This window comes from Salinibacterium sp. PAMC 21357, from assembly GCF_000247645.1.
GTDB lineage: Bacteria > Actinomycetota > Actinomycetes > Actinomycetales > Microbacteriaceae > Rhodoglobus.
This window is the reverse complement of sequence record NZ_AHWA01000002.1, coordinates 568,232-590,560: the sequence shown is the minus strand read 5'-3', so window position 1 is coordinate 590,560 and position 22,329 is coordinate 568,232. Positions and strand designations below refer to the sequence as shown.

At 58.7% G+C, this 22,329-nt stretch carries 24 protein-coding genes and 1 tRNA gene; 19 read left to right on the top strand and 6 right to left on the bottom strand.

Annotation, left to right across the window (positions count from 1 at the left end; translation table 11 throughout):
* The first annotated feature begins 47 nt into the window (after positions 1-47).
* From ON14_RS02830 to ON14_RS16285, 4 genes are read left to right on the top strand one after another with little or no spacing between them, the layout of a single operon-like run.
* Entirely contained in the window at positions 48-1,010 is a 963-nt protein-coding gene (locus tag ON14_RS02830) for a permease (protein WP_010203002.1), read from the top strand.
* Positions 1,000-1,749 (top strand): TIGR03943 family putative permease subunit, encoded by a 750-nt coding sequence (locus tag ON14_RS02825; RefSeq protein WP_010203000.1) that lies wholly within the window; start codon positions 1,000-1,002, stop codon positions 1,747-1,749. Before ON14_RS02830 ends, ON14_RS02825 begins: the two co-directional genes overlap by 11 nt.
* Entirely contained in the window at positions 1,730-3,133 is a 1,404-nt protein-coding gene (locus tag ON14_RS02820) for a hypothetical protein (RefSeq protein WP_202800889.1), read from the top strand. Before ON14_RS02825 ends, ON14_RS02820 begins: the two co-directional genes overlap by 20 nt.
* Positions 3,134-3,143: 10 nt before the next feature.
* The gene (locus tag ON14_RS16285; RefSeq protein ID WP_141629909.1) at positions 3,144-3,263 is read left to right on the top strand and encodes an ACT domain-containing protein; all 120 of its coding nucleotides are present in this window, start codon (positions 3,144-3,146) and stop codon (positions 3,261-3,263) included.
* Between the two features lie 10 nt (positions 3,264-3,273).
* Here the strand turns inward: ON14_RS16285 and ON14_RS02815 are convergent, their stop codons facing one another.
* Entirely contained in the window at positions 3,274-3,546 is a 273-nt protein-coding gene (locus tag ON14_RS02815; protein WP_010202997.1) for a DUF4031 domain-containing protein, read from the bottom strand.
* A gap of 316 nt (positions 3,547-3,862) precedes the next feature.
* Between ON14_RS02815 and rplU the strand changes: the two genes are divergently transcribed.
* The 15 genes from rplU to ON14_RS15375 all read left to right on the top strand — a co-directional run bounded on the left by rplU (position 3,863) and on the right by ON14_RS15375 (position 16,490).
* On the top strand, positions 3,863-4,171 hold the full coding sequence (gene rplU / locus ON14_RS02810) for a 50S ribosomal protein L21 (protein ID WP_010202995.1): 309 nt from the start codon (positions 3,863-3,865) through the stop codon (positions 4,169-4,171).
* Positions 4,172-4,199: 28 nt separating this feature from the next.
* Positions 4,200-4,451 (top strand): 50S ribosomal protein L27, encoded by a 252-nt coding sequence (gene rpmA / locus ON14_RS02805; protein ID WP_009772526.1) that lies wholly within the window; start codon positions 4,200-4,202, stop codon positions 4,449-4,451.
* 115 nt (positions 4,452-4,566) lie between these two features.
* Positions 4,567-6,111, top strand: coding sequence for a GTPase ObgE (obgE, locus tag ON14_RS02800; RefSeq protein WP_010202993.1), 1,545 nt, complete (start codon positions 4,567-4,569; stop codon positions 6,109-6,111).
* On the top strand, positions 6,104-6,901 hold the full coding sequence (gene proB, locus ON14_RS02795; RefSeq protein WP_010202991.1) for a glutamate 5-kinase: 798 nt from the start codon (positions 6,104-6,106) through the stop codon (positions 6,899-6,901). The genes obgE and proB overlap by 8 nt, the downstream gene beginning before the upstream one ends.
* 39 nt (positions 6,902-6,940) lie before the next feature.
* Positions 6,941-8,209, top strand: a complete 1,269-nt coding sequence (locus ON14_RS02790) for a glutamate-5-semialdehyde dehydrogenase (RefSeq protein WP_010202989.1) — start codon at positions 6,941-6,943, stop codon at positions 8,207-8,209.
* A gap of 30 nt (positions 8,210-8,239) precedes the next feature.
* Positions 8,240-8,434: a hypothetical protein gene (locus ON14_RS02785; RefSeq protein ID WP_010202988.1), complete on the top strand. Its 195-nt coding sequence runs from the start codon at positions 8,240-8,242 to the stop codon at positions 8,432-8,434.
* A 9-nt stretch (positions 8,435-8,443) separates the two neighbouring features.
* Positions 8,444-9,049, top strand: coding sequence for a nicotinate-nucleotide adenylyltransferase (gene nadD, locus ON14_RS02780; RefSeq protein WP_010202987.1), 606 nt, complete (start codon positions 8,444-8,446; stop codon positions 9,047-9,049).
* Positions 9,046-10,980, top strand: coding sequence for a hypothetical protein (locus ON14_RS02775; protein ID WP_010202985.1), 1,935 nt, complete (start codon positions 9,046-9,048; stop codon positions 10,978-10,980). The genes nadD and ON14_RS02775 overlap by 4 nt, the downstream gene beginning before the upstream one ends.
* Positions 10,981-11,016: 36 nt before the next feature.
* Positions 11,017-11,406 carry a ribosome silencing factor gene (gene rsfS / locus ON14_RS02770; RefSeq protein ID WP_010202984.1) on the top strand — a complete coding sequence of 130 codons (390 nt, stop codon included), beginning with the start codon at positions 11,017-11,019 and terminating at the stop codon, positions 11,404-11,406.
* A gap of 133 nt (positions 11,407-11,539) precedes the next feature.
* On the top strand, positions 11,540-12,529 hold the full coding sequence (locus tag ON14_RS02765; RefSeq protein WP_010202982.1) for a methionine ABC transporter ATP-binding protein: 990 nt from the start codon (positions 11,540-11,542) through the stop codon (positions 12,527-12,529).
* On the top strand, positions 12,526-13,227 hold the full coding sequence (locus ON14_RS02760; RefSeq protein WP_010202981.1) for a methionine ABC transporter permease: 702 nt from the start codon (positions 12,526-12,528) through the stop codon (positions 13,225-13,227). Before ON14_RS02765 ends, ON14_RS02760 begins: the two co-directional genes overlap by 4 nt.
* A 72-nt stretch (positions 13,228-13,299) precedes the next feature.
* A complete protein-coding gene (locus tag ON14_RS02755) occupies positions 13,300-14,127 on the top strand; it encodes a MetQ/NlpA family ABC transporter substrate-binding protein (RefSeq protein WP_010202980.1) in 828 nt (275 codons plus the stop codon).
* 199 nt (positions 14,128-14,326) lie between these two features.
* Positions 14,327-14,403, top strand: a tRNA-Ala gene (locus ON14_RS02750).
* A gap of 248 nt (positions 14,404-14,651) precedes the next feature.
* Positions 14,652-16,061, top strand: coding sequence for a DUF2130 domain-containing protein (locus tag ON14_RS02745; RefSeq protein WP_010202979.1), 1,410 nt, complete (start codon positions 14,652-14,654; stop codon positions 16,059-16,061).
* Between the two features lie 36 nt (positions 16,062-16,097).
* Complete coding sequence (locus ON14_RS15375; RefSeq protein WP_010202978.1) at positions 16,098-16,490, top strand: DUF2510 domain-containing protein; 393 nt, start codon at positions 16,098-16,100, stop codon at positions 16,488-16,490.
* Between the two features lie 58 nt (positions 16,491-16,548).
* Here the strand turns inward: ON14_RS15375 and ON14_RS02735 are convergent, their stop codons facing one another.
* Genes ON14_RS02735 through ON14_RS02715 form a run of 5 tightly spaced genes read right to left on the bottom strand, consistent with a single transcriptional unit; the run spans position 16,549 to position 22,222 of the window.
* Positions 16,549-17,748: a cation:proton antiporter gene (locus ON14_RS02735; RefSeq protein WP_010202977.1), complete on the bottom strand. Its 1,200-nt coding sequence runs from the start codon at positions 17,746-17,748 to the stop codon at positions 16,549-16,551.
* Between the two features lie 9 nt (positions 17,749-17,757).
* On the bottom strand, positions 17,758-18,252 hold the full coding sequence (locus ON14_RS02730; protein WP_010202969.1) for a cation:proton antiporter regulatory subunit: 495 nt from the start codon (positions 18,250-18,252) through the stop codon (positions 17,758-17,760).
* A 56-nt stretch (positions 18,253-18,308) separates the two neighbouring features.
* The gene (locus tag ON14_RS02725) at positions 18,309-19,103 is read right to left on the bottom strand and encodes a hypothetical protein (protein WP_010202967.1); all 795 of its coding nucleotides are present in this window, start codon (positions 19,101-19,103) and stop codon (positions 18,309-18,311) included.
* A 12-nt stretch (positions 19,104-19,115) separates the two neighbouring features.
* Complete coding sequence (locus tag ON14_RS02720; protein WP_010202965.1) at positions 19,116-21,425, bottom strand: SDR family oxidoreductase; 2,310 nt, start codon at positions 21,423-21,425, stop codon at positions 19,116-19,118.
* Positions 21,422-22,222, bottom strand: coding sequence for a hypothetical protein (locus ON14_RS02715; RefSeq protein WP_010202964.1), 801 nt, complete (start codon positions 22,220-22,222; stop codon positions 21,422-21,424). Before ON14_RS02715 ends, ON14_RS02720 begins: the two co-directional genes overlap by 4 nt.
* Positions 22,223-22,329: the final 107 nt, after the last annotated feature.

Below are 22,329 nucleotides of genomic sequence, written 5' to 3'. Positions count from 1 at the left end.
ATCATCGACCTCGCCGACCTCGTCGTTCACCACGGCGCTGGTTGTGGTTGGCGATTGGCACACTCGGGGTCGTCGGCTTGCTTGGCCTACGGGCATTCACTGGGCAGTTAGGGATTCTCGGAGTTCCCGGTCTCGGGCAAGATCTTTTGACGCTGGCAACCAGCGTCATCATCGAGTCACTTCCGTTCGTCGTGCTCGGAATTGTGCTGTCAATCGTGGTTCAGGCGTGGCTACCAGACAATTTCTTGATGCGTTATTTGCCCCACCGGCCCGTCTTTCGACGTGCAGCAATCTCCCTTTTTGGCATTGCGTTGCCCGTCTGCGAGTGCGGCAACGTGCCTCTCGCCCGTGGCCTCATCCTCAAAGGCTTCTCGGTTCCGGAAGCGATGACGTTCCTGCTCGCGGCGCCGATCATTAACCCGATCACAATCATCACTACGTACCAGGCCTTCGGGCTCGACGACGGAATCCTCGTCGGCCGAATTCTGGGTGGTCTTGCCATTGCTAACATTGTCGGCTGGCTTTTTAGTCTGCATCCGCAGCCCCCGGCCATGCTCACGGACCGCTTCGCTGCTCAGTGCTCGTCCAATTCAAGTCATCACCGTCAGTCGCGCTCCGAGAAGAGCCTCGATATTTTCATGCGTGAATCGAGCGTGCTCATGCCCGCCGTATTTATTGGCTCCCTCATTGCCGGAGCGATTCAGGTTGCTGTTCCTCGCGATGTTCTTGTTTCGCTCGGCGGCAATCCGCTGTGGTCGATTCTGGCCATGATGCTGTTGGCCTTTGTGATCTCCGTGTGCTCGAGCGTCGATGCTTTCTTCATCCTGCCGTTCGCAAGTACTTTTATGCCCGGCTCAATCGTCACGTTCTTGGTTTTCGGGCCGATTATTGACATCAAAATGCTCGCCATTATGCGCACTACCTTTACGGCGAAGGTTCTAGTCCAGCTTTCGCTGGTTGTCGCGCTGATGAGTGCTTTCATTGGGCTGGTGATTAACTATGTGGCCTAGCCTCCGACGCTGGTGGGGCGTCATCCTGATCCTGACGGCGGTCAGCGCCACTGTCTGGCTTGCAGCGACCCAGCAGTTGGTTCTCTACATTCACCCTCGCTACGTCGTCTTCACGGTCGTAATGGCCGCGATCGCGCTCGTGCTTGGCGTGCTCAGTCTCGCGGTCAGACCAATGTCAACGGATGAGCCCGAAACTCGACGTGGCTGGTCTCGTGTCGTCGGGGGACTAGCACTTCTGGTTTCCGGTGCGGTCGCTATTTCGTTGGTTATTGTGCCCCCGACAACTCTGTCGAGCGCTACCGCGAGTCAGCGCGACATCGTGGGCTCAACGGTGGGTAGTGACAGTCAGAACGTGGATGACGTGGCAAACGCAGACGACGAACTAATCGCGAGCTTCACCGTCGTCGATTGGTCCTCGCTGCTGCGCCAGACGAGTGACCCGAGTTTCTATACGAATAAGACGGCGGATGTCGTTGGCTTCATCACCGCCAGCGATGACGATCCTGCCAACATTTTCTATCTCTCGCGCTTCACGGTCACGTGCTGTGCTGTCGATGCACAGCCGACGGGAGTTGCGGTGTATGCGCCGGACTGGGCGAATGACTTTGATGTTGATGAGTGGGTCGAGATCACCGGTTCCTTTGAGGTCAACCCGAGTTCGCGCAGTGATCTGCCGCTCGTGCTTGTTCCCGAGACCATGACTGCAGTGGAGCGGCCGAGTGAGCCCTATCTCTATTAGTCCTCGTCCGCCGGAGATCGGGCACACTGCTCAGTCTTTCCGGCGCACTTTTGCGTGGACGGTTGCTGTGCTGCTCCTACTTTGCGGAGTTTTTCTGGCTTTGGGGTATCTTCAGGGCCCCAAGTTATCTAGTGCTCAGCTCGACACGGACGCGGTGGTGTCGTCGTCGGATCAAACCCTGCGTCTCTTTGCGAACCAGACCATCGCACCGGTCGACTCCACTTCGGTCACTGTAGAGCCGGCGGCTGCCGCAACGGTGTCGAGTGATGGTGACTTGGTGTCTGTGCAGTTCGCTGAGGCTCTGGATTACGACACGGAGTACACGGTCTCGGTCGAGGGCGTCGTGAGCCCCTCGGGCGGACCAACCTCCACGCTGAGTTATTCGTTCACGACGGGGCAGCCGCAGCTCTATTACCTTGACCGTGGTGAGTCGGCGGATGAGATTGTGCAGACGGAAATCGACTCGCAAGAGCGCACCGTCTTGTTCTCCGGTGAGGATATTCAAGAGTTTGTTCCGGTGGGTGACGTGCTTGCGGTCACGACTGCTGCGGCGGATCGTACGGGCACTCTCGTCCTAGTGAACCCTGACACCGGTGTGAGTGAACGCGTGTTGCTTCCCGAGGTCGGTGAGGTGGCGGCTTTGGATGCCACGCGCACCGGTTCGCTCTTAGGATTCACAATTTCGAGCCCCGACCCTGGGCCTATTCCCACGATTTCGCACACGCTGTACACGATGGATGTGAATCGGGGGCGCGATGTCGTTGCGGTCGCCGACTTGGACGGCGATCCGATGCGTGTTGTTGGCTGGCAGTTCGTGCCGGGTTCGACGACCATCGTGGCGCTCACTACCGAGAGCACGCTGGTGCGGGTCGACATGACGACAGGGCTTGTCGTGCCTCTCGGCGGTTACTTTGAGTTCGATCGTGTGTCGGCCGACGGGTCGACGGTGGTGGTCGTCGATCCCCGCGGCAGCGCGGCTGTCACTCTGTCAGACGGAGACGAACTGCGGCTGCACCCGTCAGAAATCGATGGAGAGCAACCGTTCCTCGGTCAAACCGATGCGGATGCTGCGGGAAACCTTGTCGCCAAGATGGTGTTGGTTGCCGAGAACGGTGGTTCGTTTAGCAGTGTGCTTGCTTTCGACGATGGCGAGCTATCGCGCATCCTGTATCGAACGGTGGGGGATAAAGGGGCGATCTTGGACTTCCGTGTTTCCCCGAATAACCAGTTTGTGGCTGTCGAGGTGCAACCGAACGTCGCCAACTACGACTCTGATGAATACGTGATGAATCCGCGTCCGCAGAGCGTCACGACCTATTTCGTGGAGATCGCGACGGGCGCGGTGACCCGCAGTGTCGAAGGCTTCGGACTCGTCTGGCGCTAGATTCGTGGTTATGACGGCGATTTCTGATCTCGACGAGCTGGTGGGCTCGATGGAGCCACGACTCAACGATGGCGTCTTTGTGTTTGCAACGTTTTGTCCGCTCGCTAGTCGGCTTACTCCACACCATTAGCCCGCAATTGTCACTTCCTTGGGCGGTCGCGCTGGGCGACCCGAAGCCCACTGGCTTCGAGCCGACGCACAAACTCGCGCACTCCGACTGGTTCTGCTCCGAGAGCGACAAGCTGTTGCCACATGCGGGCAGGCACGTCGTAGTGATCCAGATCAAAGCCGCGTCGTGGAATGCTGGCGCGCTCAGCAAAGTCATGCAATTCGTCGAGTGATGTGTCGCTCACGATGTGCGCCCACACGGTGTCATGGGCGGGCCAAATTGCCTGATCGATCAACACAGTCATGATCTGAGCCTAATTGAGGGCTGATCGTGACGTTGAGCTTTTGACCGAGCACGGGTCTGCGGCGTACTATTGTTGTCGCTGCACTTGAACTGTGATTGTGATCGTTGAGATTGCGATCAATCTCCGGTGTGCACGTTCTCAATTTCACCGAGTTGTCTCTAAAGACTGACTCAGGGAAAAGCGGCAGGGGCGTGTCGTTTGACCGGGAGTGCCCACGTCGAGTATCGTTGATCCTTGGCGTGTGCAGGGCTTTGCCCGCAGAATTCGCCACAATCTTCAGTAGTTCTAGCTATTAATCGTTAAGTAAGGGTCAAAAGTGGTTTACGCAGTTGTGCGCGCCGGTGGGCGGCAGGAGAAGGTAGAGGTCGGCACGATTGTCGTTCTCGACCGCATCGCAGCCGACAAGAACGGCAATGTTGAGCTCGCTCCAGTTCTGTTCGTCGACGGCGACAAGATCACTCACGACGCTTCGGCGCTTGAGAAGATCAAGGTCGTTGCCGAGGTTCTGAACGATGAGCGCGGTCCTAAGATCGTCATCCAGAAGTTCAAGAACAAGACCGGTTACAAGGTTCGCCAGGGTCACCGTCAAGAGTTGACCCGCATCAAGATCACCAGCATCAAGTAGCTGACGAGCGTAAAGGACTTCCAGGAATATGGCACACAAAAAGGGCGCAAGCTCCACCCGTAACGGTCGTGACTCCAATGCTCAGCGCCTCGGCGTAAAGCGTTTCGGCGGCCAAGTTGTTCTTGCCGGCGAGATCATCGTTCGCCAGCGCGGCACCCACTTCCACCCCGGCGTTAACGTCGGCCGTGGAGGAGACGACACACTGTTCGCTCTCGCAGCGGGCTCGGTACAGTTTGGTGCCAAGGGCGGCCGCAAGGTCGTCAACATCGTCAACGTTTAGTTTCACCGTTGCCTGTTCGCAGGCGAACGTTACAGCGAAGAGCGAGCTTCGGCTCGCTCTCGCCATTTAACAGCAATATTTTTCACCGTGGCTCACGAGAACAGGAGGAACCATCATGGCATCGTTCGTCGACCAGGTAACTCTTCATCTCGTGGCAGGACACGGCGGAAACGGTTGTGTTTCGGTCAAGCGTGAGAAGTTCAAGCCCCTTGCCGGCCCTGACGGCGGTAACGGTGGCGACGGTGGCAACATCGTTCTGTTCAGTGATCCTCAGGTCACGACGCTGCTGAACTTCCACCGTTCACCGCACCGCAAGTCTCAGCACGGTCAACCAGGTCAGGGTGACCACAAAGCGGGCACGGCAGGCGCAGAGATGCTGCTGTCAGTTCCCGTCGGCACGCTCGTGCGTGACCAGTCCGGTGAAGTTCTCATCGACATGGATGCTCCGGGGATGCGATTGGTCGTCGGCCCCGGCGGCCAGGGCGGCCTCGGCAACGCGGCACTGTCATCCACTAAGCGCAAAGCTCCTGGATTTGCCCTGCTCGGTACGCCTGGCTTCGAAGGCGACATCTTTCTCGAACTCAAAACCGTCGCAGACGTTGCGTTGGTTGGTTACCCGTCAGCGGGTAAGTCGAGTCTGATTGCCGCCATGAGCGCGGCTAAGCCGAAAATTGCTGACTACCCCTTTACTACTTTGCACCCGAACCTGGGCGTCGTTGAGTCTGGCGACGTGCGTTACACGATCGCCGACGTTCCTGGTTTGATCGAGGGCGCTAGCGAGGGCAAGGGCCTTGGGCTCGAGTTCTTGCGTCACGTGGAGCGTTGCACCGCATTGCTGCACGTTCTCGACTGTGCAACTCTCGAACCCGGGCGCGACCCCATCAGCGACCTTGATGTGATTCTCGGTGAGCTTGCCGCTTACCCGGTTCCTGAGGGCCAAAAACCATTGCTCGAACGCGAGCAGCTCATTGCGCTCAACAAGATCGACGTGACTGACGGTCACGAGCTTGCCGATCTCGTCAAGATTGAGCTTGAGGGTCGCGGCTACCGCGTCTTCGAGGTTTCTGCGGTCTCCCATGCTGGTCTCCGCGAACTTTCCTTTGCTTTGGCTGCGCTCGTTTTGGAAGATCGCGAAGCGCGCATTTCAGAGCCTGTCAAGGAGCGAATCATTCTTCGGCCCCGTGCCGTCAACGCCAAGGACTTCGTTGTCAAGGTCGAGGGCGGAACGTACGGAAACGTGTACCGCGTTGTTGGCGACAAGCCCGAACGTTGGGTTGCGCAAACAGACTTCGCGAACGAAGAGGCCGTTGGCTACTTGGCAGACCGCCTAGCGCGCCTCGGTGTTGAAGACGACCTCTTCAAAGCTGGTGCTGTTCCCGGATCCACCGTCATCATCGGTGGTGGCGGCGGCGTTGTCTTCGATTGGGAGCCCACGCTGTCATCGGCAGCTGAGCTCGTGGCGGCTCCTCGCGGAACCGACCCACGTCTTGACGATAACGAGCGCGCGACTAACCGCAGCCGTCGCAAGAACTACCTCGAGCGCATGGATGCCAAGGCCGCCGCGCGTGCCGAACTGCAGTCCGAGCGTGAAGCTGGCGTCTGGGTTGACGATGACGGTTTCGCCATCGAGAAAGACGATGAGTCGGAGAACCGTGACTAGCAAGCCCGCTGTGCGCGCCGATATTACACAGGCGCGCCGCATCGTTGTCAAAGTTGGATCGTCATCGGTCAGCGGTGTCAACGTGGGTCAGATCGGCGCTCTCGTCGACGCACTTGCTGCTGCGCACTCGGCAGGGGCAGAAGTCATTCTCGTCTCGTCGGGCGCTATCGCTACCGGCATCCCCTTTTTGAAGCTTGACGGTCGGCCCTCCGACCTTGCGACCCAGCAGGCTGCGGCCGCGGTGGGTCAAAACGTTCTTATCTATCGCTATCAAGAAAGTCTTGATCGCTATGGGGTCGTTGCAGCTCAAATCCTGCTGACCGCCGGCGACATGGACAACCCCACTCACCACAGCAACGCTCAGCGTGCCATGGAACGTCTGCTGGGACTGAAAATTTTGCCCATCGTCAACGAAAACGACACGGTGGCGACACACGAGATCCGCTTCGGTGACAACGATCGCTTAGCAGCACTCGTTTCGGTGTTGGTTCGGGCAGACATGCTTGTTCTGCTGTCGGACATTGATGCGCTCTATACCAAGCCGCCGTCGGAACCAGATGCTGAACGCATCGATTTCGTTGCCTTCCATGACGATCTCAGCCACGTAACCTTCGGCGATATCGGCGCTGCAGGCGTCGGCACCGGTGGTGCCGGCACGAAAGTTGCTGCGGCAAAGCATGCGGCGGCCGCCGGTATTCCCGTGCTTCTCGCTGAAACGGGAAGTGTCGCAGCGGCGCTTGCTGGCGAGTTGATCGGTACGTGGTTCGAGGCGGCTACGACCGCTGAATAACAGTCGGTAGCGTGCGGTGACCGCCACTACACTCTGAATATGGTTGATTCCGCAGTAATTGCGCACACAATTGGCGACAAACTTGAGGCGGCTCGTGCTGCGTCACGCACACTGTCCACCCTCACCACGGTGAAGAAAAACGCTGCGCTGGAGGCAATCGCCCGCGATGTCTCGGCCCAGGCCGCCCAGATTATTGCTGCCAATGAGCGAGACCTTGACCGCGGCAAGAGCAACGGTATGACCGAAGGTTTGCAGGACCGACTTCGGTTAACGCACGACCGCATCGAGCAGCTCTCGACAGCCGTTCGCGAAATTATCGAACTCGCGGATCCTGTTGGCATGGTTGTCCGAGGCTCGGTGCTTCCCAACGGCCTCTCTGTTTCCCAAGTTCGCGTACCGTTCGGTGTTATCGGCGCTATCTATGAGGCCCGCCCAAACGTGACGATCGACATCGCCGCGTTGGCGCTCAAGAGCGGCAACGCAGTGGTTCTTCGCGGCGGTTCAGCCGCCGAAGATTCGAACCGCGTACTCGTTGATATTATTCAGGGCGCGCTCCGCAGCGTAGGAGTAGAGCCAACGGCAGTTCAGACTGTTGATGAGTTCGGGCGGGAGGGAGCGAAAGCGCTTATGCAAGCGCGTGGCTTTGTTGACGTTCTCATTCCGCGGGGGAGTGCTCAGCTCATCCAGACCGTCGTTCAAGAATCGACGGTTCCTGTCATCGAAACCGGCGCCGGCATCGTTCATGTGTTTCTTGACGAGTCAGCGGATGACACCACGGCGATCGAGATTGTGCATAACGCCAAAGTGCAGCGCCCTAGCGTCTGCAATGCTCTGGAAACGCTCCTGGTGCACGAGGCTGCGGCCGAACGACTTATCCCTCGCGTGCTTACTCGCCTCGCAGATTCTGGAGTGACGATTTATGCCGATGAGCGCACGCGTGAGTTGTTCCCTCGAGCGTTGGTCGCCGACGACGATGCGTGGACGGTTGAGCACTTGAGCCTCGATATTGCGGTGAGGGTCGTTGCCGATCTCGATGCCGCCATCGACCACATCACCACCTACTCGACGAAACACACCGAATCGATCATCACTAACGACCTTGCCAACGCGGATCGCTTTCTCGCCGAGGTCGACTCTGCGGTGGTTATGGTGAACGCGTCTACCCGCTTCACCGATGGCGCTGAATTCGGATTCGGTGCCGAAGTCGGCATCTCCACGCAAAAGCTTCACGCTCGCGGGCCGATGGGTTTGCCGGAACTTACCAGCACCAAGTGGGTTGTGCGCGGCAGCGGCCAAGTGCGCGGCTAGACTGTTCTAGGTTTTGTGAATGGAGATTTAATGTCGATTTTTCTGAATGTCCTTGCGTCGAGCGAAGAGCTTGCCCCATTGGTGTTGCCTGCGCTCGCTTTTCCGATCATCGCCGCAGTCATCTTCACGACTCTGGGATTCGTTACGTGGAGTTTCCGCGATGTTGCTAACCGCCACGTTGCTAAGCCTGCAAAGGCTGGCGACGCTCACGGCGCAGGCCACTAGGGATTACTCGTGTCGGCTGAGTCGACGCCTCGGCGTGCCCGCATCGGAATTATGGGTGGCACCTTTGACCCGATTCACAACGGCCACCTTGTAGCTGCTAGCGAGGCTCAGCAACAGTTCGATCTCGATGAGGTCGTCTTTGTTCCGACGGGCAAGCCGTGGATGAAATCAACGGTTACCGCTGGCGAGCACCGGTACCTTATGACGGTCATCGCTACGGCAGCGAACCCTGGCTTCAACGTCAGCCGCGTCGACCTGGAACGCGAAGGTTCCACCTACACGATCGACACGCTCCGCGATATGCACAAGGCTTATCCTGATGCCGATCTCTTCTTCATTACGGGTGCGGATGCCATGGCTCAGATCATGGATTGGAAAGACGTTTCCGAGGTGTGGACTCTTGCCCATTTCATAGCAGTTTCACGGCCAGGACACCCCTTAACCATTAGTGGATTACCTGCCCAAGGCGTAAGCTCGTTAGAAGTGCCGGCGCTTGCGATCTCATCCACTGATTGCCGAACCAGAGTCAGTCAGGGCTTCCCGGTCTGGTATCTGGTTCCGGATGGTGTCGTTCAGTACATCGCCAAGCACCACTTGTATCGGAGTATGCCATGACCACTTTTCACGATCCGCCGCCGCAGTCGCGCCGTGCGACGCGTCAGAGTGAACGCGAACGAGCGTCAGACGAACAGCCCACTGTTGAGGGCTTTACAACTTTCCCCTCGCCAGAAGCTGAGAAGAATCACGTCGACGAAGCGAGCGCAAACGCTGACGCCGAGCCGAAGTCTGCGCCCACCACCCCACAGTTAGCCGCGCCGAATGTCGCGCCACCCGCTGCGGCTACTGCGCCGCCAGCCACTGCGCCTTCTGCACCTGCGGACTCTCGCTTGTCGGCAGAAGCAGCGTACCGGGCAGCGCCTCCGCCGCTTCCTCAAACTCAGAATTCGGGCCTCGCGCCACCAGCCCGGCCGACTGACGCTTCGGCGACGCCGAGCGCTCCTACGGTAGCGCCAACCGCTGCTGCCGAGACTGCCACAACCGCAGCAACTCCTTCCGCGTCGGGAGAGCGAGCGCCAGAGCGCACTCTGACACGTCGTGAACTCCGCGAACTTCGGGCACGTCAAGAAGCAGAGCTCGAGGGCGACGCCTCTGACACGCCTGGGGCATCTCAAGCTACGCCAGCGGCAACGCAAGCTACGCCAGCGGCCACGACGTTCGCCTCCGCTCAGACCAGCACTCCTGCTCCGGCAGCGCCGACTCAGGCGAGTAATCCGGCGCCCGCATCGAGCCAGTCAACTCCGGCGCCAACCCCAGCTCCCGCTCCGGCGCCGACACCTGCTCCCGCACCGGCGCCTGCCGCGGCACCTAACGCGAACGCCGATGCTGTGCCGCACTACCCGTATTCGGGTTCTGCGGCCCAAAAACCTGCAGCCCAGACGCCCGCGGCGTCTTTGCCGCAACCGCTGACGGTTGAGCAGGAGGTTCCCGCGTACATCGAGCCGCCAGCACTCGTTGATCCTCTTGCCGTGGTCCCCGAAGCGGCAGCGGCCAGCGCTCCCACAGAAGATGCGCTGAGTGCTTTCGAATCTTTGCTCGCCAACGCCGATGGCTCCGCGAAAGAGGCAGTCGTTAATGACTCGCCCCGCTCGCCGCTTATCGACCGATTGCGCGATTCAGGTCCGGCAAAGTCAGTTTCCGACCTTAACTTCGCCGACACAACGGCACCTTCCGCTGCCGATCCTGCGACGGCTGCTTCATCTTCCGCCGCAAAGCCGAACACGGCGGCAGAGTCACATTCGGATGCTCGATCGACACTCGCTGGTCTTTTAGGCTTTGCCCCTGAGCGTCCCGCTGAGAATCCAGCGGCTGTTGGCACTCCAGTTGTTGATAAGCCTCTTGTTGGCCAGCCCGCAGCAGCAGCAGCGGCTCCCGCCACTAATCTCAGCAATGCTCGCGCAGAGTTTGACGAACAAGCACGCAAACGCCTTGAGGGAGTTCTGCCTGTCGCCGGCAGCACACCAGTCGCTCCTCAAGGTGCGCCGAGCCTGGCACCCACGGTTGATCCGGCCACATTCAAGCTCGCTGCGCCGCTTCACTGGTCGCGACAGGTAGCGCTGAGCGACGAATCAAACGCTGCTGTTGTCAGCAGAACGATTGGCAGCGGAAGCAGCGCAACCAGTGCTCTTGTTTTGCCCGCCATTCCATTTGCAAAAGATATTCGTGGCCCGTTGAACTCGAGCGGTCAAGCGATGCTCACGGGTTCCATTGATTTGCCAAACTCTCTCTCTGCGAGCGGTGTCTCTGATCGCTTCGACCACGCCGACATCGATTCTCTGCTCGATCTCAACGACAGCGATATGGTGTCCACGGATTCGGCCCCGGTTCGTGCAGTCAAAGCCGTGAGCACTTTCTCCAACCAATCAGTGACGCAAACGCAAAAGCCTAAGGGCACGCGCGCGCTCACAGTGCTGCTAATTTCTGCCTGTTCAATGGCTGTTGTGGTCGCCGGGCTACTTGTGGCCGCATTCGCGTTCAACATGTTGTAGATTTAACTCTTTGCTCTTTCTCCGATTAAGGACCCTGTGACTGCTTCTCCTCGTGCTAACGAGCTACTTTCCATCGTCGCGCACGCCGCCGACGCCAAGCAGGCGACCGATATGGTCGCACTGGATGTCACCGGTCCCACGCCTTACGCCGACATTTTCTTCCTTGCGACCGGTCGCAACGAGCGCAACGTGCAGGCAATCGCGTCTGAAATCGAAGAGAAAATGATTGAGGCCGGCGCTAAGCCGATGCGCCGCGAAGGTCGCGCTGAGGGTCGCTGGATCCTTCTCGACTTCGGTCACGTTGTCGCGCACATCTTCCACGAAGAAGACCGTCTTTACTACTCGCTCGACCGTTTGTGGAGCGATTGCCCCGTAATTCCAATCGAAATCGTGGCCCCTGCCCAGCCAGAAGCAGATTCGGTCTAATCGACTCAGTCGGTTTGCTTCACACTTCGTAACTCAATTTGTTGAGATGCCAGTGTGATGGTTTTCTTGATATTGCCGGGCAGTTAGACCCCGCGGCGGTTCGACAAGAATCGCCTTAGATCTCTGGGGTTTCATGATTACGCTATCTTCCGTTACCAAGACTTTTGGTGACGACGCGAACTCGGTTCGCGCGCTCGACGATGTGAGCCTCGCAGTAGAGCGAGGCGAAATTTTCGGCGTCATCGGCCAGAGTGGCGCAGGCAAGAGCACGCTCATCCGCACCGTCAACTTGCTTGAGCGACCCGATTCGGGAACAGTCACCGTCGCAGACCGCGAACTGACCGCGCTGAGTGACCGCGATCTGCTTCAGGCTCGACGCGAAATCGGCATGGTTTTTCAGCAATTCAACCTGCTCGATAGCCGAACCGTGCGGGGCAACGTGGAACTCGCGCTCGAAATCGTCGGGGTGAGTCGTCGTGAACGCACCACCCGCACCAACGAAATTCTTGAGCTTGTTGGCTTGGAACATAAAGCCCAGCAGTACCCCGCACAGCTTTCTGGCGGTCAGAAGCAGCGGGTGGGAATCGCGCGCGCCCTCGCCTCGCGTCCTCGGGTGCTTCTCAGTGACGAAGCGACGAGTGCGCTCGACCCCGAAACCACCGATTCGATTCTTCAGTTGTTGCGCCGCCTCAATAAAGAACTCGGTCTCACAATTTTGCTCATCACGCACGAAATGGATGTCGTCAAGAGCATCTGTGATTCTGCAGCGCTCATGAGCGGTGGCCGCATTCTCGAGCAGGGTCGTTTGGTCGATTTGCTTACCCAACCAGGCTCCCAGCTTGCTCGTGGGCTGTTTCCGCTTGGCGAGTTGCCCGAAGGTAACTCCACGGTCATCGACGTCACCTTCGTTGGTCTCTCCTCTGCGCGGCCCGTAGTGGCACAACTGGCACGCACCCACCAACTCGATGTGGGGCTGATTGGTGCCGCGATGGAAACCATCGGGGGAGCGCAATCGGGGCGAACGCGACTTGAACTCCCAGGAACTATCGAGCAGCACACCGCCGCAATCAACGACTTGCGCGCTCAGGGCCTTGTTGTTGAGATTGTGAGGAGCGGACGATGATTGATTCCAATGCTCCCGGCTTCTGGCCGCAGCTATTCGAAACGCTTCTCAAGGCGACAGGGGAGACTCTGTACCAGGTGGGCGTCACGATGCTCATCACACTGATCATTGGTCTTGCTCTCGGAACGCTTCTGGTGGTCACCGACCGCGGCGGTATCCTTGAGCGTCCCTTTGGCAGCAAAGTCGCCGGCCGGATCATTAACGCGGTAACCCAAACTGTCGTGAACCTTGGCCGGTCAATCCCCTTCATCATTTTGATGATCGCCCTCATACCCTTCACGCGTTTGTTGCTGGGTTCGGCATTCGGGGTTTCTGCAGCAATTGTGCCCCTCACCGTTGCCGCGATTCCGTTCTACGCGCGCATCGTCGAGATCTCGCTGCGTGAAGTCAACGAAGGGCTCGTCGAGGCGGGTCACTCGCTCGGCGCGACGCGATGGCAATTGGTGTCCAAAGTGATTATTCCTGAGGCCGTTCCGGGCCTCATCCGTGGTTACACAACGACAGTGGTGTCGATTGTGAACTACTCCGCCATTGTGGGCGCGATTGGTGGTGGAGGTCTGGGCGATGTTGCTATTCGTTACGGCCACCAGCGCTACAGCGTCATCCACATTGTCGCGGTCATCATCGTGTTGGTAGCGATTGTGCAGATCGTTCAAGTGGTCGGCGCGCGCCTGGCCAACCGAATGTCTCACCGCTGACGCTGTCGGCGGCTTACCCCCACGTAGTTCTCTTCCACCACATTTGTTTCACCCTTCACCAAAGGATTAGTTATGTCACGCTCCAAATTCTTCTCACTCTCTACCGTTGCCGCCGCTGGCGTGCTCGCTCTTACTCTGGCCGGATGCTCGGCTCCTGCAGAGGACGCAGCACCCGCTGATGGCACGCTCGGTTCGCTGACCGTCGGCGCCACAGCGACACCGGCCGGCGAAATCGTTCAGTTCGTCATCGACAGCGGACAGGCTGAGGCTGCCGGCCTCGAGCTCGACATTGTTGAGTTCACCGACTACACGACGCCTAACCCCGCACTGAGCGAGGGCAGCCTCGACGTCAACCTGTTCCAGCACGAGCCGTTCCTCGACCTCTACAACGAGAACACGGATGACGACCTCTTCGTTGTTGGCCAGGTTTACCTTCCGCCGTTGGCGCTCTACTCCAAGACGGTTGACGAGCTTGCCGACCTCAAGGATGGCGCGAACATCGCGCTGCCGAACGATGCGAGCAACGAGGGCCGTGCTCTCCTGCTGTTGGCGGATGCCGGTCTCATCGAAACCACGGACGCCCCGTCGACCGTGTCTGACATCACCGACAACCCCCACGATTACAACTTCATTGAGATCGACGCAGCGAGCCTGCCGTCGGCTCTCGATGACCAAGATGCTGCGATCGTGAACTTCAACTACGCCGGTGCTGCTGGACTCTCCGGTGACCTGCAGCTCGTCACCGAGGGCACCTCGAGCGTGTACTACAACACGCTCGTCACTCGCGACGAGCTCAAGACAGACCCCCGCGTCCTCAAGTTCTACGAGCTGTTGACGTCTGACGAGACGAAGGCGTACATCAACGACTTCTACAACGGACTCGTCATCCCCGTTTCCTGACCACAGGGCAATAACGCCTAGCGTGAACTGCACTGTGTAGGGCGAAGGGCGGTCAGCATCCATCAGGATCCTGGTCGCCGTTCGCTCGTTCACCAAAGTTTTCGCCGACATTCGGCTCTAAATCGCTCAGATGGTGTCGGATGCGCTGAGCGTGTAGTAATCTTGACAAGTTGCGTTTTCGTAAGAAGACAAAACAGATGGGTCCATGGCGCAGCCCGGTAGCGCACCTGCATGGCATGCAGGGGGTCAGGGGTTCGAATCCCCTTGGATCCACCATCTAGCCCCGTAATCGTAAAGATTGCGGGGCTTTTTCGTTTCGGGTCGCGGTGAGTGCGTGCTGCTTAATTACCGATTTCTCTGGCGCCGTGAAGATCTTCGTTCCCGCCCCGTGCGGGGGCTCCCGCGGCGGTGCCGCAGCGACTAACCTGAGCGGAAATGATGTGACCAGCCTCAGATAGTTCTTACGCAATTTCAGCGGGCTGGGCGCTGGCCACCCCAGGCTGAGACGGACGGAACCCTTACCCATGCACGAGATCACCTGCCCGCACTGCCATAAGGCTTTCACTATCGATGAGGCTGGCTATGCAGACATCGTGAAGCAGGTCCGCGACAGCGAGTTCGAGGGCGCTCTCCACGAGCGGCTCGAATTAGCTGAGAGCGCGAAAAAGGCGGAGATAGAACTCGCTGAGGCCAGAGTAGCGACGGCGTTGCAGGCGGAAGCGGCGAAGAAGGATGCGGCGATTCAGGAGTTAACTGCGAAGCTCAATTCCGGCGCAGTAGCGCAGAAACTTGCTGTTTCTGAAGCGCTGAGCACAGTGCAGGGGGAGCGGGATGCTCTCTCGAATGAGCTAGAGAAGGCCAAGCGCGAGCGGGAGACAGCCGCCGAGCTCTCTGAGGCAAAGCGCCTGAGTGAGCTTCACCAAGCCACGGCAGCGAAAGAGCTGGAGATTCACGAGCTGAAGTCGAAGCTTCAGGCAAGTGACTCCGAACAGAAGCTCGCACTGTCAGCGGCGGTCGGCGCTGTTGAGAAAGAGCGTGATGGGCTCAAGGGCAGTCTTGAGCGGGTAGAGCTCGAGATGAAGCTCGTGGAAACGTCGATGAAGGATAAGTACGAGACACAGATCAAGGACCGCGATGATGCGATCGAGCGCCTCCGCGACATGAAGGCTCGGCTCTCGACCAAGATGGTCGGCGAGACGCTTGAGCAGCACTGTGAGACGACGTTCAACCAGATCCGTGCCACGGCCTTCCCGCGCGCCTACTTCGAGAAAGACAATGACGCTCGAAGCGGCAGCAAGGGAGACTACATTTTCAAAGAAGCGGATGAGTCGGGCACCGAGATCGTGTCGATCATGTTTGAGATGAAGAATGAATCTGACACGACTGCGTCTAAACACAAGAACGAGGACTTCCTGAAAGAACTCGACAAAGACCGCACCGAGAAAGGCTGCGAATACGCGGTTCTGGTGTCTCTGCTTGAGGCCGACAACGAACTCTTCAACTCGGGCATCGTCGATATGTCGCACCGGTTCCCGAAGATGTATGTTGTTCGGCCGCAGTTCTTCTTACCGATGATCACGGTGCTCCGAAACGCTGCGCTGAACTCCCTGAAGTACAAGTCAGAACTCGCACTCGTGAAGGCACAGAGCATCGACGTGACGAATTTTGAGGAAGAACTGGACTCCTTCAAGACGGGGTTTGCGCGAAACTTTGACCTTGCTTCTCGCAAATTTCAGACCGCAATCGACGAAATCGACAAGTCAATCGACCATTTGCAGAAGACACGGGAGGCGCTTCTCGGAACGAACCGCAACCTTCGACTCGCCAACGACAAAGCGCAAGATGTCACCATCAAGAAACTGACGCGGGGTAACCCCACGATGACGAAGAAGTTTTCAGACCTTCCGAGCTTGGATAGCGGATCCGCGGAGTGAGTACAGCGATAAGCTCTGTTGCGCAAAGGAGTAATAGTGAGCAATGAGGCACCGTCAGTACCCGCAGGCTGGTATTCAGATCCGAAGGACCCGACCCTGAGCCGGTGGTGGAATGGCACCATGTGGACCGAACATTCGGCGCCGAAGGTAGCGCCGCCCGCTCACGTCGTCGCGGGCGGAAACCGCAAAGATGTCGCAGTCGCCTATATTTTTGCCATCCTCCTGACAGGATTCGCGGCCCACCACTTCTATCTTGGACGCGTCGGCAGCGCGATCGGCTTCATCGCGCTGTGGTGGATCGGAATTGCCACCACATTCATCTTTGTCGGCTTCCTGCTGATCGCCGCAGCGTACGTTTGGCTGATCGTCGACCTGTTCCTCATCCCCAGCTATGTGCGCGCCTACAACGCGAAGTTCGCCGTGCGCTGAACGAGGGGAACCTTGACCGGAACGTCGTAAGGTGAGCTGCGCTGTGGGGTGAGCGGCGCTACGGCGTCGTGATCGGTGTTGCAGGCGGCGCTGAAACGGGCTTGCGCACCCGCGCCTTGAACCAGGCAGTGTCGGGCACACGAGCGAGCAGTGGCCCCGCCACGATCGTCATGAGCACGTACGCGGTCGCCAGCGGGGCGAGCGTTGGTTCGATACCGGCGCCGACAGCAAGCCCCGCGATCACGATGGAGAACTCACCACGCGGTGTGAGCGCTAAGCCAGTGCGCCAGCGGCCGGGCGCCGCGATACCGGCGCGTTTCGCGGCCTTGTAGCCGGAAAAAGCTTTTGTAGAAATCGTGAGAACAGCGAGGGCAAACGCTGGCAGCAGCACCGGAACGATGTCGGCCGGAGAAGTCGAAATCCCGAAAAAAACGAAGAACACAGCGGCGAAAAGATCTCGCAGCGGAGTGATGAGTTGAGCGGATTGATGGGCGACCGGCCCAGAGATTGCGATACCGACGAGGAAGGCGCCAACCGCCGCCGATACGTTCACGCCCTCGGCAAGGCCGGCAACGAGCATCGTGAGCCCCACAACGCCCAACAGGAGAGCTTCTGCGTTCTTGTCTGGCAAGAGGCGCGAGAGGAAGCGACCGTGGCGCAGCGCCACGTAGAGGATCGTCACAACAACGGCCACGGCAATCGCCACTGTGATTGCGCCCTGCATCAGGCCCGCGCCGATCACCAGCGCAGAAAGTACCGGCAGATAAAACGCCATGGCGAGGTCTTCCATCACCAAAATGGAAAGGATCACGGGCGTTTCTCGGTTACCGAGCCGACCGAGGTCTCGGACAACCTTGGCGATAACACCGGAAGATGACACCCACGTCGCTCCCGCGAGAGCCACCACGGCAGCTGGTTCCCAGCCCAGCAAAATGGCGAAAAGCGCGCCGGGCAGCGCATTCATCACCGCATCCAAAATCCCGGAGATTTTCGACGTCTTAAGGTTCGAGACAAGCTCGTCAGCCGAGTACTCCAAACCGAGCATCGCCAACAGAAGAATCACGCCGATCTGTGATCCGACCTCGAAGAACTCTTCGCTGGCCTGCAGCGGGAGCAGCCCACCTTCGCCAACAGCGAGACCTGCAAGCAGATACAGCGGGATCGCCGAAAAACCGAAGCGTGCGGCAACTCTGCCAAGCACACTAAGCACGAGCAGGAGAGCGCCAACCTCGATAAGTAGCTGCGTCGTCTCGTGCATACGCGAGCCTTAGCTTGGACCGTTATTGATGAGCTTGCCGAGCGCGTCAAGACCCTTGCGGGTGCCGACAGCAACGATTACGTCACCAGCCTCATAGACAACCTCAGGGCCAGGAGAAGCAACAACATCGTTTCCCCGAACAATAGCGACGATCGAAGCACTCGTGAGAGTGCGCGCCTTCATGTCGCCCATAGGGTGACCGACAAAACCAGAGCCGCGGGGGAGGGAGATTTCTTCAGTGAAGAGGCCCTCCGCCTTTTCGCCGAGAACAGACAAACGACTGAGCGTGAGCGACGAACCGAGAACCTCAGCAATTGCTGCAGCCTCGTCATCACTCAACGAGATCGATGCCGCATTCGAGTCAGGGTCATCCGCGTTGAAGAACGCAAGATCGCGTTCTCCTGATCGCAGCGAAACCACGCTGACACGGCATCCTGAATTGGTGATTACGTCATTGCGCACACCAAAACCGGGAAGGTCAATTCGTTCGATTCTTACGCCCACGGTTCCAACTTACCAATTCTCTCGTCGCCAATAGTCCAGCGAGCAGCCTACGCCTCTTACGCGGCAACCCCATACTTTTTCATGGAGGTCTCCACAATGGTGAGGCCCTCAAGACCTGGCATGCGAGAAATGTGCTCATCGAGCTTACGAATCTCGCGCAAACCCTCTTCACCAGAGAAGAGATGACCCATCACGTGGGTGACCTCATCCGCCGGCATAATGCTCGAACCCACAGGCCCCCACGCGCCCTTGAGCGCCAGGCGAGCAAGCACCTGGGCCTTCTTGCTTTTAGCCAAACGCTCGCGCGCCTGAGTGGCATAAAAGGCAACGTGGCGCGCTTCCTGCTTCGCGATGCGGCGGAGCAATTCAGAGAGCACCGGATGCTTTTCCAAATCTGCGAGACGGTTGTACGCTGCTACAGCCGACCACTCATTCGCGGCGCCCCAAATCATGTGAACGGCGATGAAGTCCTTGCCGATCACGTTGCCGAGCACTGACTGCTTGATCGGGTCGAGACGGTCCTTCCAACCAAGCTTCAGCCGGGTCGCTTTGAGCTGATCGAAGTCGAGGGTTACCTCGTGGGCACCAAGAACCTTGGCGAGCGCTTCACCGTGCCAGAACTCTTCACGATTCCACATCGTCATGAAGGCGCTCACGTCGACCTCCTTGTGCGAGGGCGTTACGAGCAAATCACGCAGGTAACAGACCGTGTGGTACTCGACGTCGGCCATGTAGCGCAGGCTACGTAAGGTCGCGTCGGGGAGAGGATTGCGCTCAAATTCGGTGAAGTCGAGGTCGCCCCACTGAACCTTCTTCGAGGTAGACGTATAGCGATCAATATCAAATGCCATGAGGTGTGGGAACTAGCTCGACGGCGTCGAGTTCTGTTCCTCTCCTTCCAATGGCGCCGGTGCTAGTGCGGCGGCGCGAGGTCGTGGGATACGGGTGTTGGGAGAACGGCGCTTCCAGTCGAGCACATTCCAGCGCTTCTCCTGAGCATGCTTGTACAGGTTGACGTCGGGGTTCACCGCACTCGGGTTCCCCACTAGCTGCAGCCACACCAGGTCGGCATGACTGTCGCCGTAGCCGTACGACTGGGTGAGGTTGAAACCATTGAGGTCGGCATAGTGACGCAACCATGCGGCCCGAGCCTCATCCACGAGCGGAGGATCAGCCAAGAACCCCGTGAGCACGCCATGGCGCTCATGCATACGACCGGCAACAACCTCATCGAAGTAGGGGAGAAACGGCGTCACCATGAGATCGATCGTGCCCGTCACCAAAATGGTGCGGTGACCGGCGTCACGGTGCTCTTGAACCCGGCGCAGCGCATCCGGCATCACCCGACGCATCATGGCCCGCCCAAAGCTGCCGCGCACCATCCGTTCGATCTCGACGATCTTGAAACCCTCATACCGACGCATGAAGGTGCGGATGAACTCGCCACGGTCTCGACGCTCAGCACGCAAATATTTGCGCAGCGAGAACGTGAAATTAGCCAAATCGTGCACGACTTTAGCCCGGGGAACGGTGCCGCCCCAGAGCAGCAAATACTGCTTCACCAGGTTGGAATCAACCACGGTGCCCTCAAGGTCGAAGACCGCGACAACATCGCTGCGCACCGGCAACTTCTTGGCGGTGCGAGCGCGAGCAGCCGGCCGATTGGCGAACGCTCGCGTCAGCGTAGTGATCGCGGGAAAATGAACCTGCTGAAAGTAGTTCTCCCAGTTGATCTCAGTGACATCGAAGCGCGCGCTCGGTGATGTTTTTTTCGGTAGCGACGCCAAAAGCTCACGAGTATTGGCATCGTCGAAGATGATCTCCGTCTGCACATAGGCGCGGTAAAGATTAGAGAAAGCGCGCAACACTTCTAGCTGATGTTGGCCGCTCTTGACCTCATCAAGCCACCGACGCGTTCGAGGCGTCGTGGGCATTTTGGCGATCATCCGCTCAGCGCGCTCGGCTTGACGCTCGCGCTTCACGAGTGCCTTTTCTACGCGCTGACCACCAGGGAATTGCCACAGCGGAACACTGATCTCGCCATCTTCTGCCGGCAACGGATTCGCCGTAAAGTACGCATTCACGTTCTCGTACATGCGGTGGAACGGCAGCGGATTGCTCGCGCCAGAACTCACGTGGTAGTACCGGGGTGCTGCCGGGTCAACCGTACTGGCGGCCGCCGCCAACGCCGCATTCACCACGAAGTCGACCGGAATGACATCGAGAATCGAGTCAGGAAGACCCGGAAAATCGGGCAACTGTCCGCGGCCATACGCCAAAATCAGCGGGTCAGCGACCTTGAAACCATCAATCCAGCCAGGGAACGGGTGGTGCAGTGCGCTCTCAATAATCGACGGACGAACTACCGAAAGCCGATTCCCCGCCTGAGCCCACAACTCTTCAGCCACCCGCTCAGCGAATGCCTTCGTGAGGGTATAGACGTCGGTCCAGCCGAGGCTTTCTGCGCGCATCCGCCCATAGTCAACAAGGCGATCGTGTACCCACTCAGCCCGAGCAGCCTCAGCAAATTGAGCGACCGCCTGCGGACCAGCCTTTCCGTGACGCGCCTTGGCAGCATCTAGCAGGGCACGGAGCGCTTCCGGTTGACGAGACTCGAATTCAACGCGTGTGCGCGCCGTGCGCGCAGCTTCGTACTCCGCACGCCAGTCGACCTCATGAGTGAGCGAAGCCTCGGGAACAATACCCTTGCGAATACCGCCGACATAGGCGGTCGAGATGTGCACAACGTGCGGTCGAGACTCGCTCTCTAAGAGTGCGGTATAGATTCCGGTTGCGCCGCCAACATTGGTGTCGAAGGCTTCATCGATCGGCGGATCAAACGAGACCGTCGACGCGCCATGGATGACGACATCAATGTCATCCGGCAGCGTGCCGACATCCGTCAGACTGCCTTCAATTACGGTGACTCGACGCGCAACCTCAGCTAGCGCCTCATCTTTGCCCAACGATTCCATCCACTGAGCGAATACGGGCTTGCGCAGGAGATTGGTGAGGCGGCCTTCACCGCTGGTCGCCCCTTTGCCGCGCACCAGAATGGATACGCGAGTATCTGGATAGCTCGACAACAAACGCTCGAGGATTGCCTGACCGACGAAACCCGTTGCTCCCGTGAGGAAAACGTGCTCGTTGGTGAGGGCATTAATGGTCGTCATAAGGCGGCGGCCCTTTTCATGAGGTTGAGGTTGTTTTGGCCATCGAGCGTGTCGATGAGTTCATCAATTTCAGTGATTGCTGACGGCTGGCTACCAAACAGGTAGCGGAAAAAGAACTCCGTGTTCTGGCTGGGTTCGGCGCGCGCGCCAATCGGCCACGGAGTTTTTGCGAGCCGACGGCGAGTGACTTTTTGCGCCCGAGACGACTCCCCGAGACGGTGTCGAGCTTGAGCCTCGAAGAATTGCAGCTGACGAGATTTTGTCGCGAGCAAACGCGTCACGATGTCAGCCAGCTGCGGGTGTGGCTCGAGCTCAATGAGCCGGCGGTAGGCGGCCTGCATCAGCCACTCATCAACAGTGCCGAGGGCAGTATGAACAGCAACCATCGGAAGCCCCACAATGTTGGCGACAATCGATTCGCGAATGGTGCGCTCAACAGGGGTACGAAATGGCGTGCGGTCAACGGTGCCACCCTCATTGGCACGAATGATCTGGTCGAGGGCATCCGCAATCCAATACTTCTCAAATGCCCACGTAATAAGGAACGCCGTAACCCGGGCATCTTTGTGGGTCGCTGTAACGAGCACACTGCGCAAGTGCGTCATCGTGCCGCGCTCGACCACCTGCAAGTAGCGCAAAGCACGCACGGTATCTGAGCTCAACGGTTGCGAAGCGTATGCCTCAAGATCCAGAAGATCTCGGTAGCTAGCGTGGGCATCATTGGCATAGGCACGAACGTCAAAATCTGGTGCCGGAATCGACATGTCATCGAGGGCGACCTCAATACTTCTTGGCATCGTTCTCCTCCGCTCAACGCTGGATGGCGTCATCGACTCGCTCCAATTCTAGAGGCGACTCGGCCGGAGAAACATAATCGTTGAGGAAGGCTTGCCGTAGTCTTGAC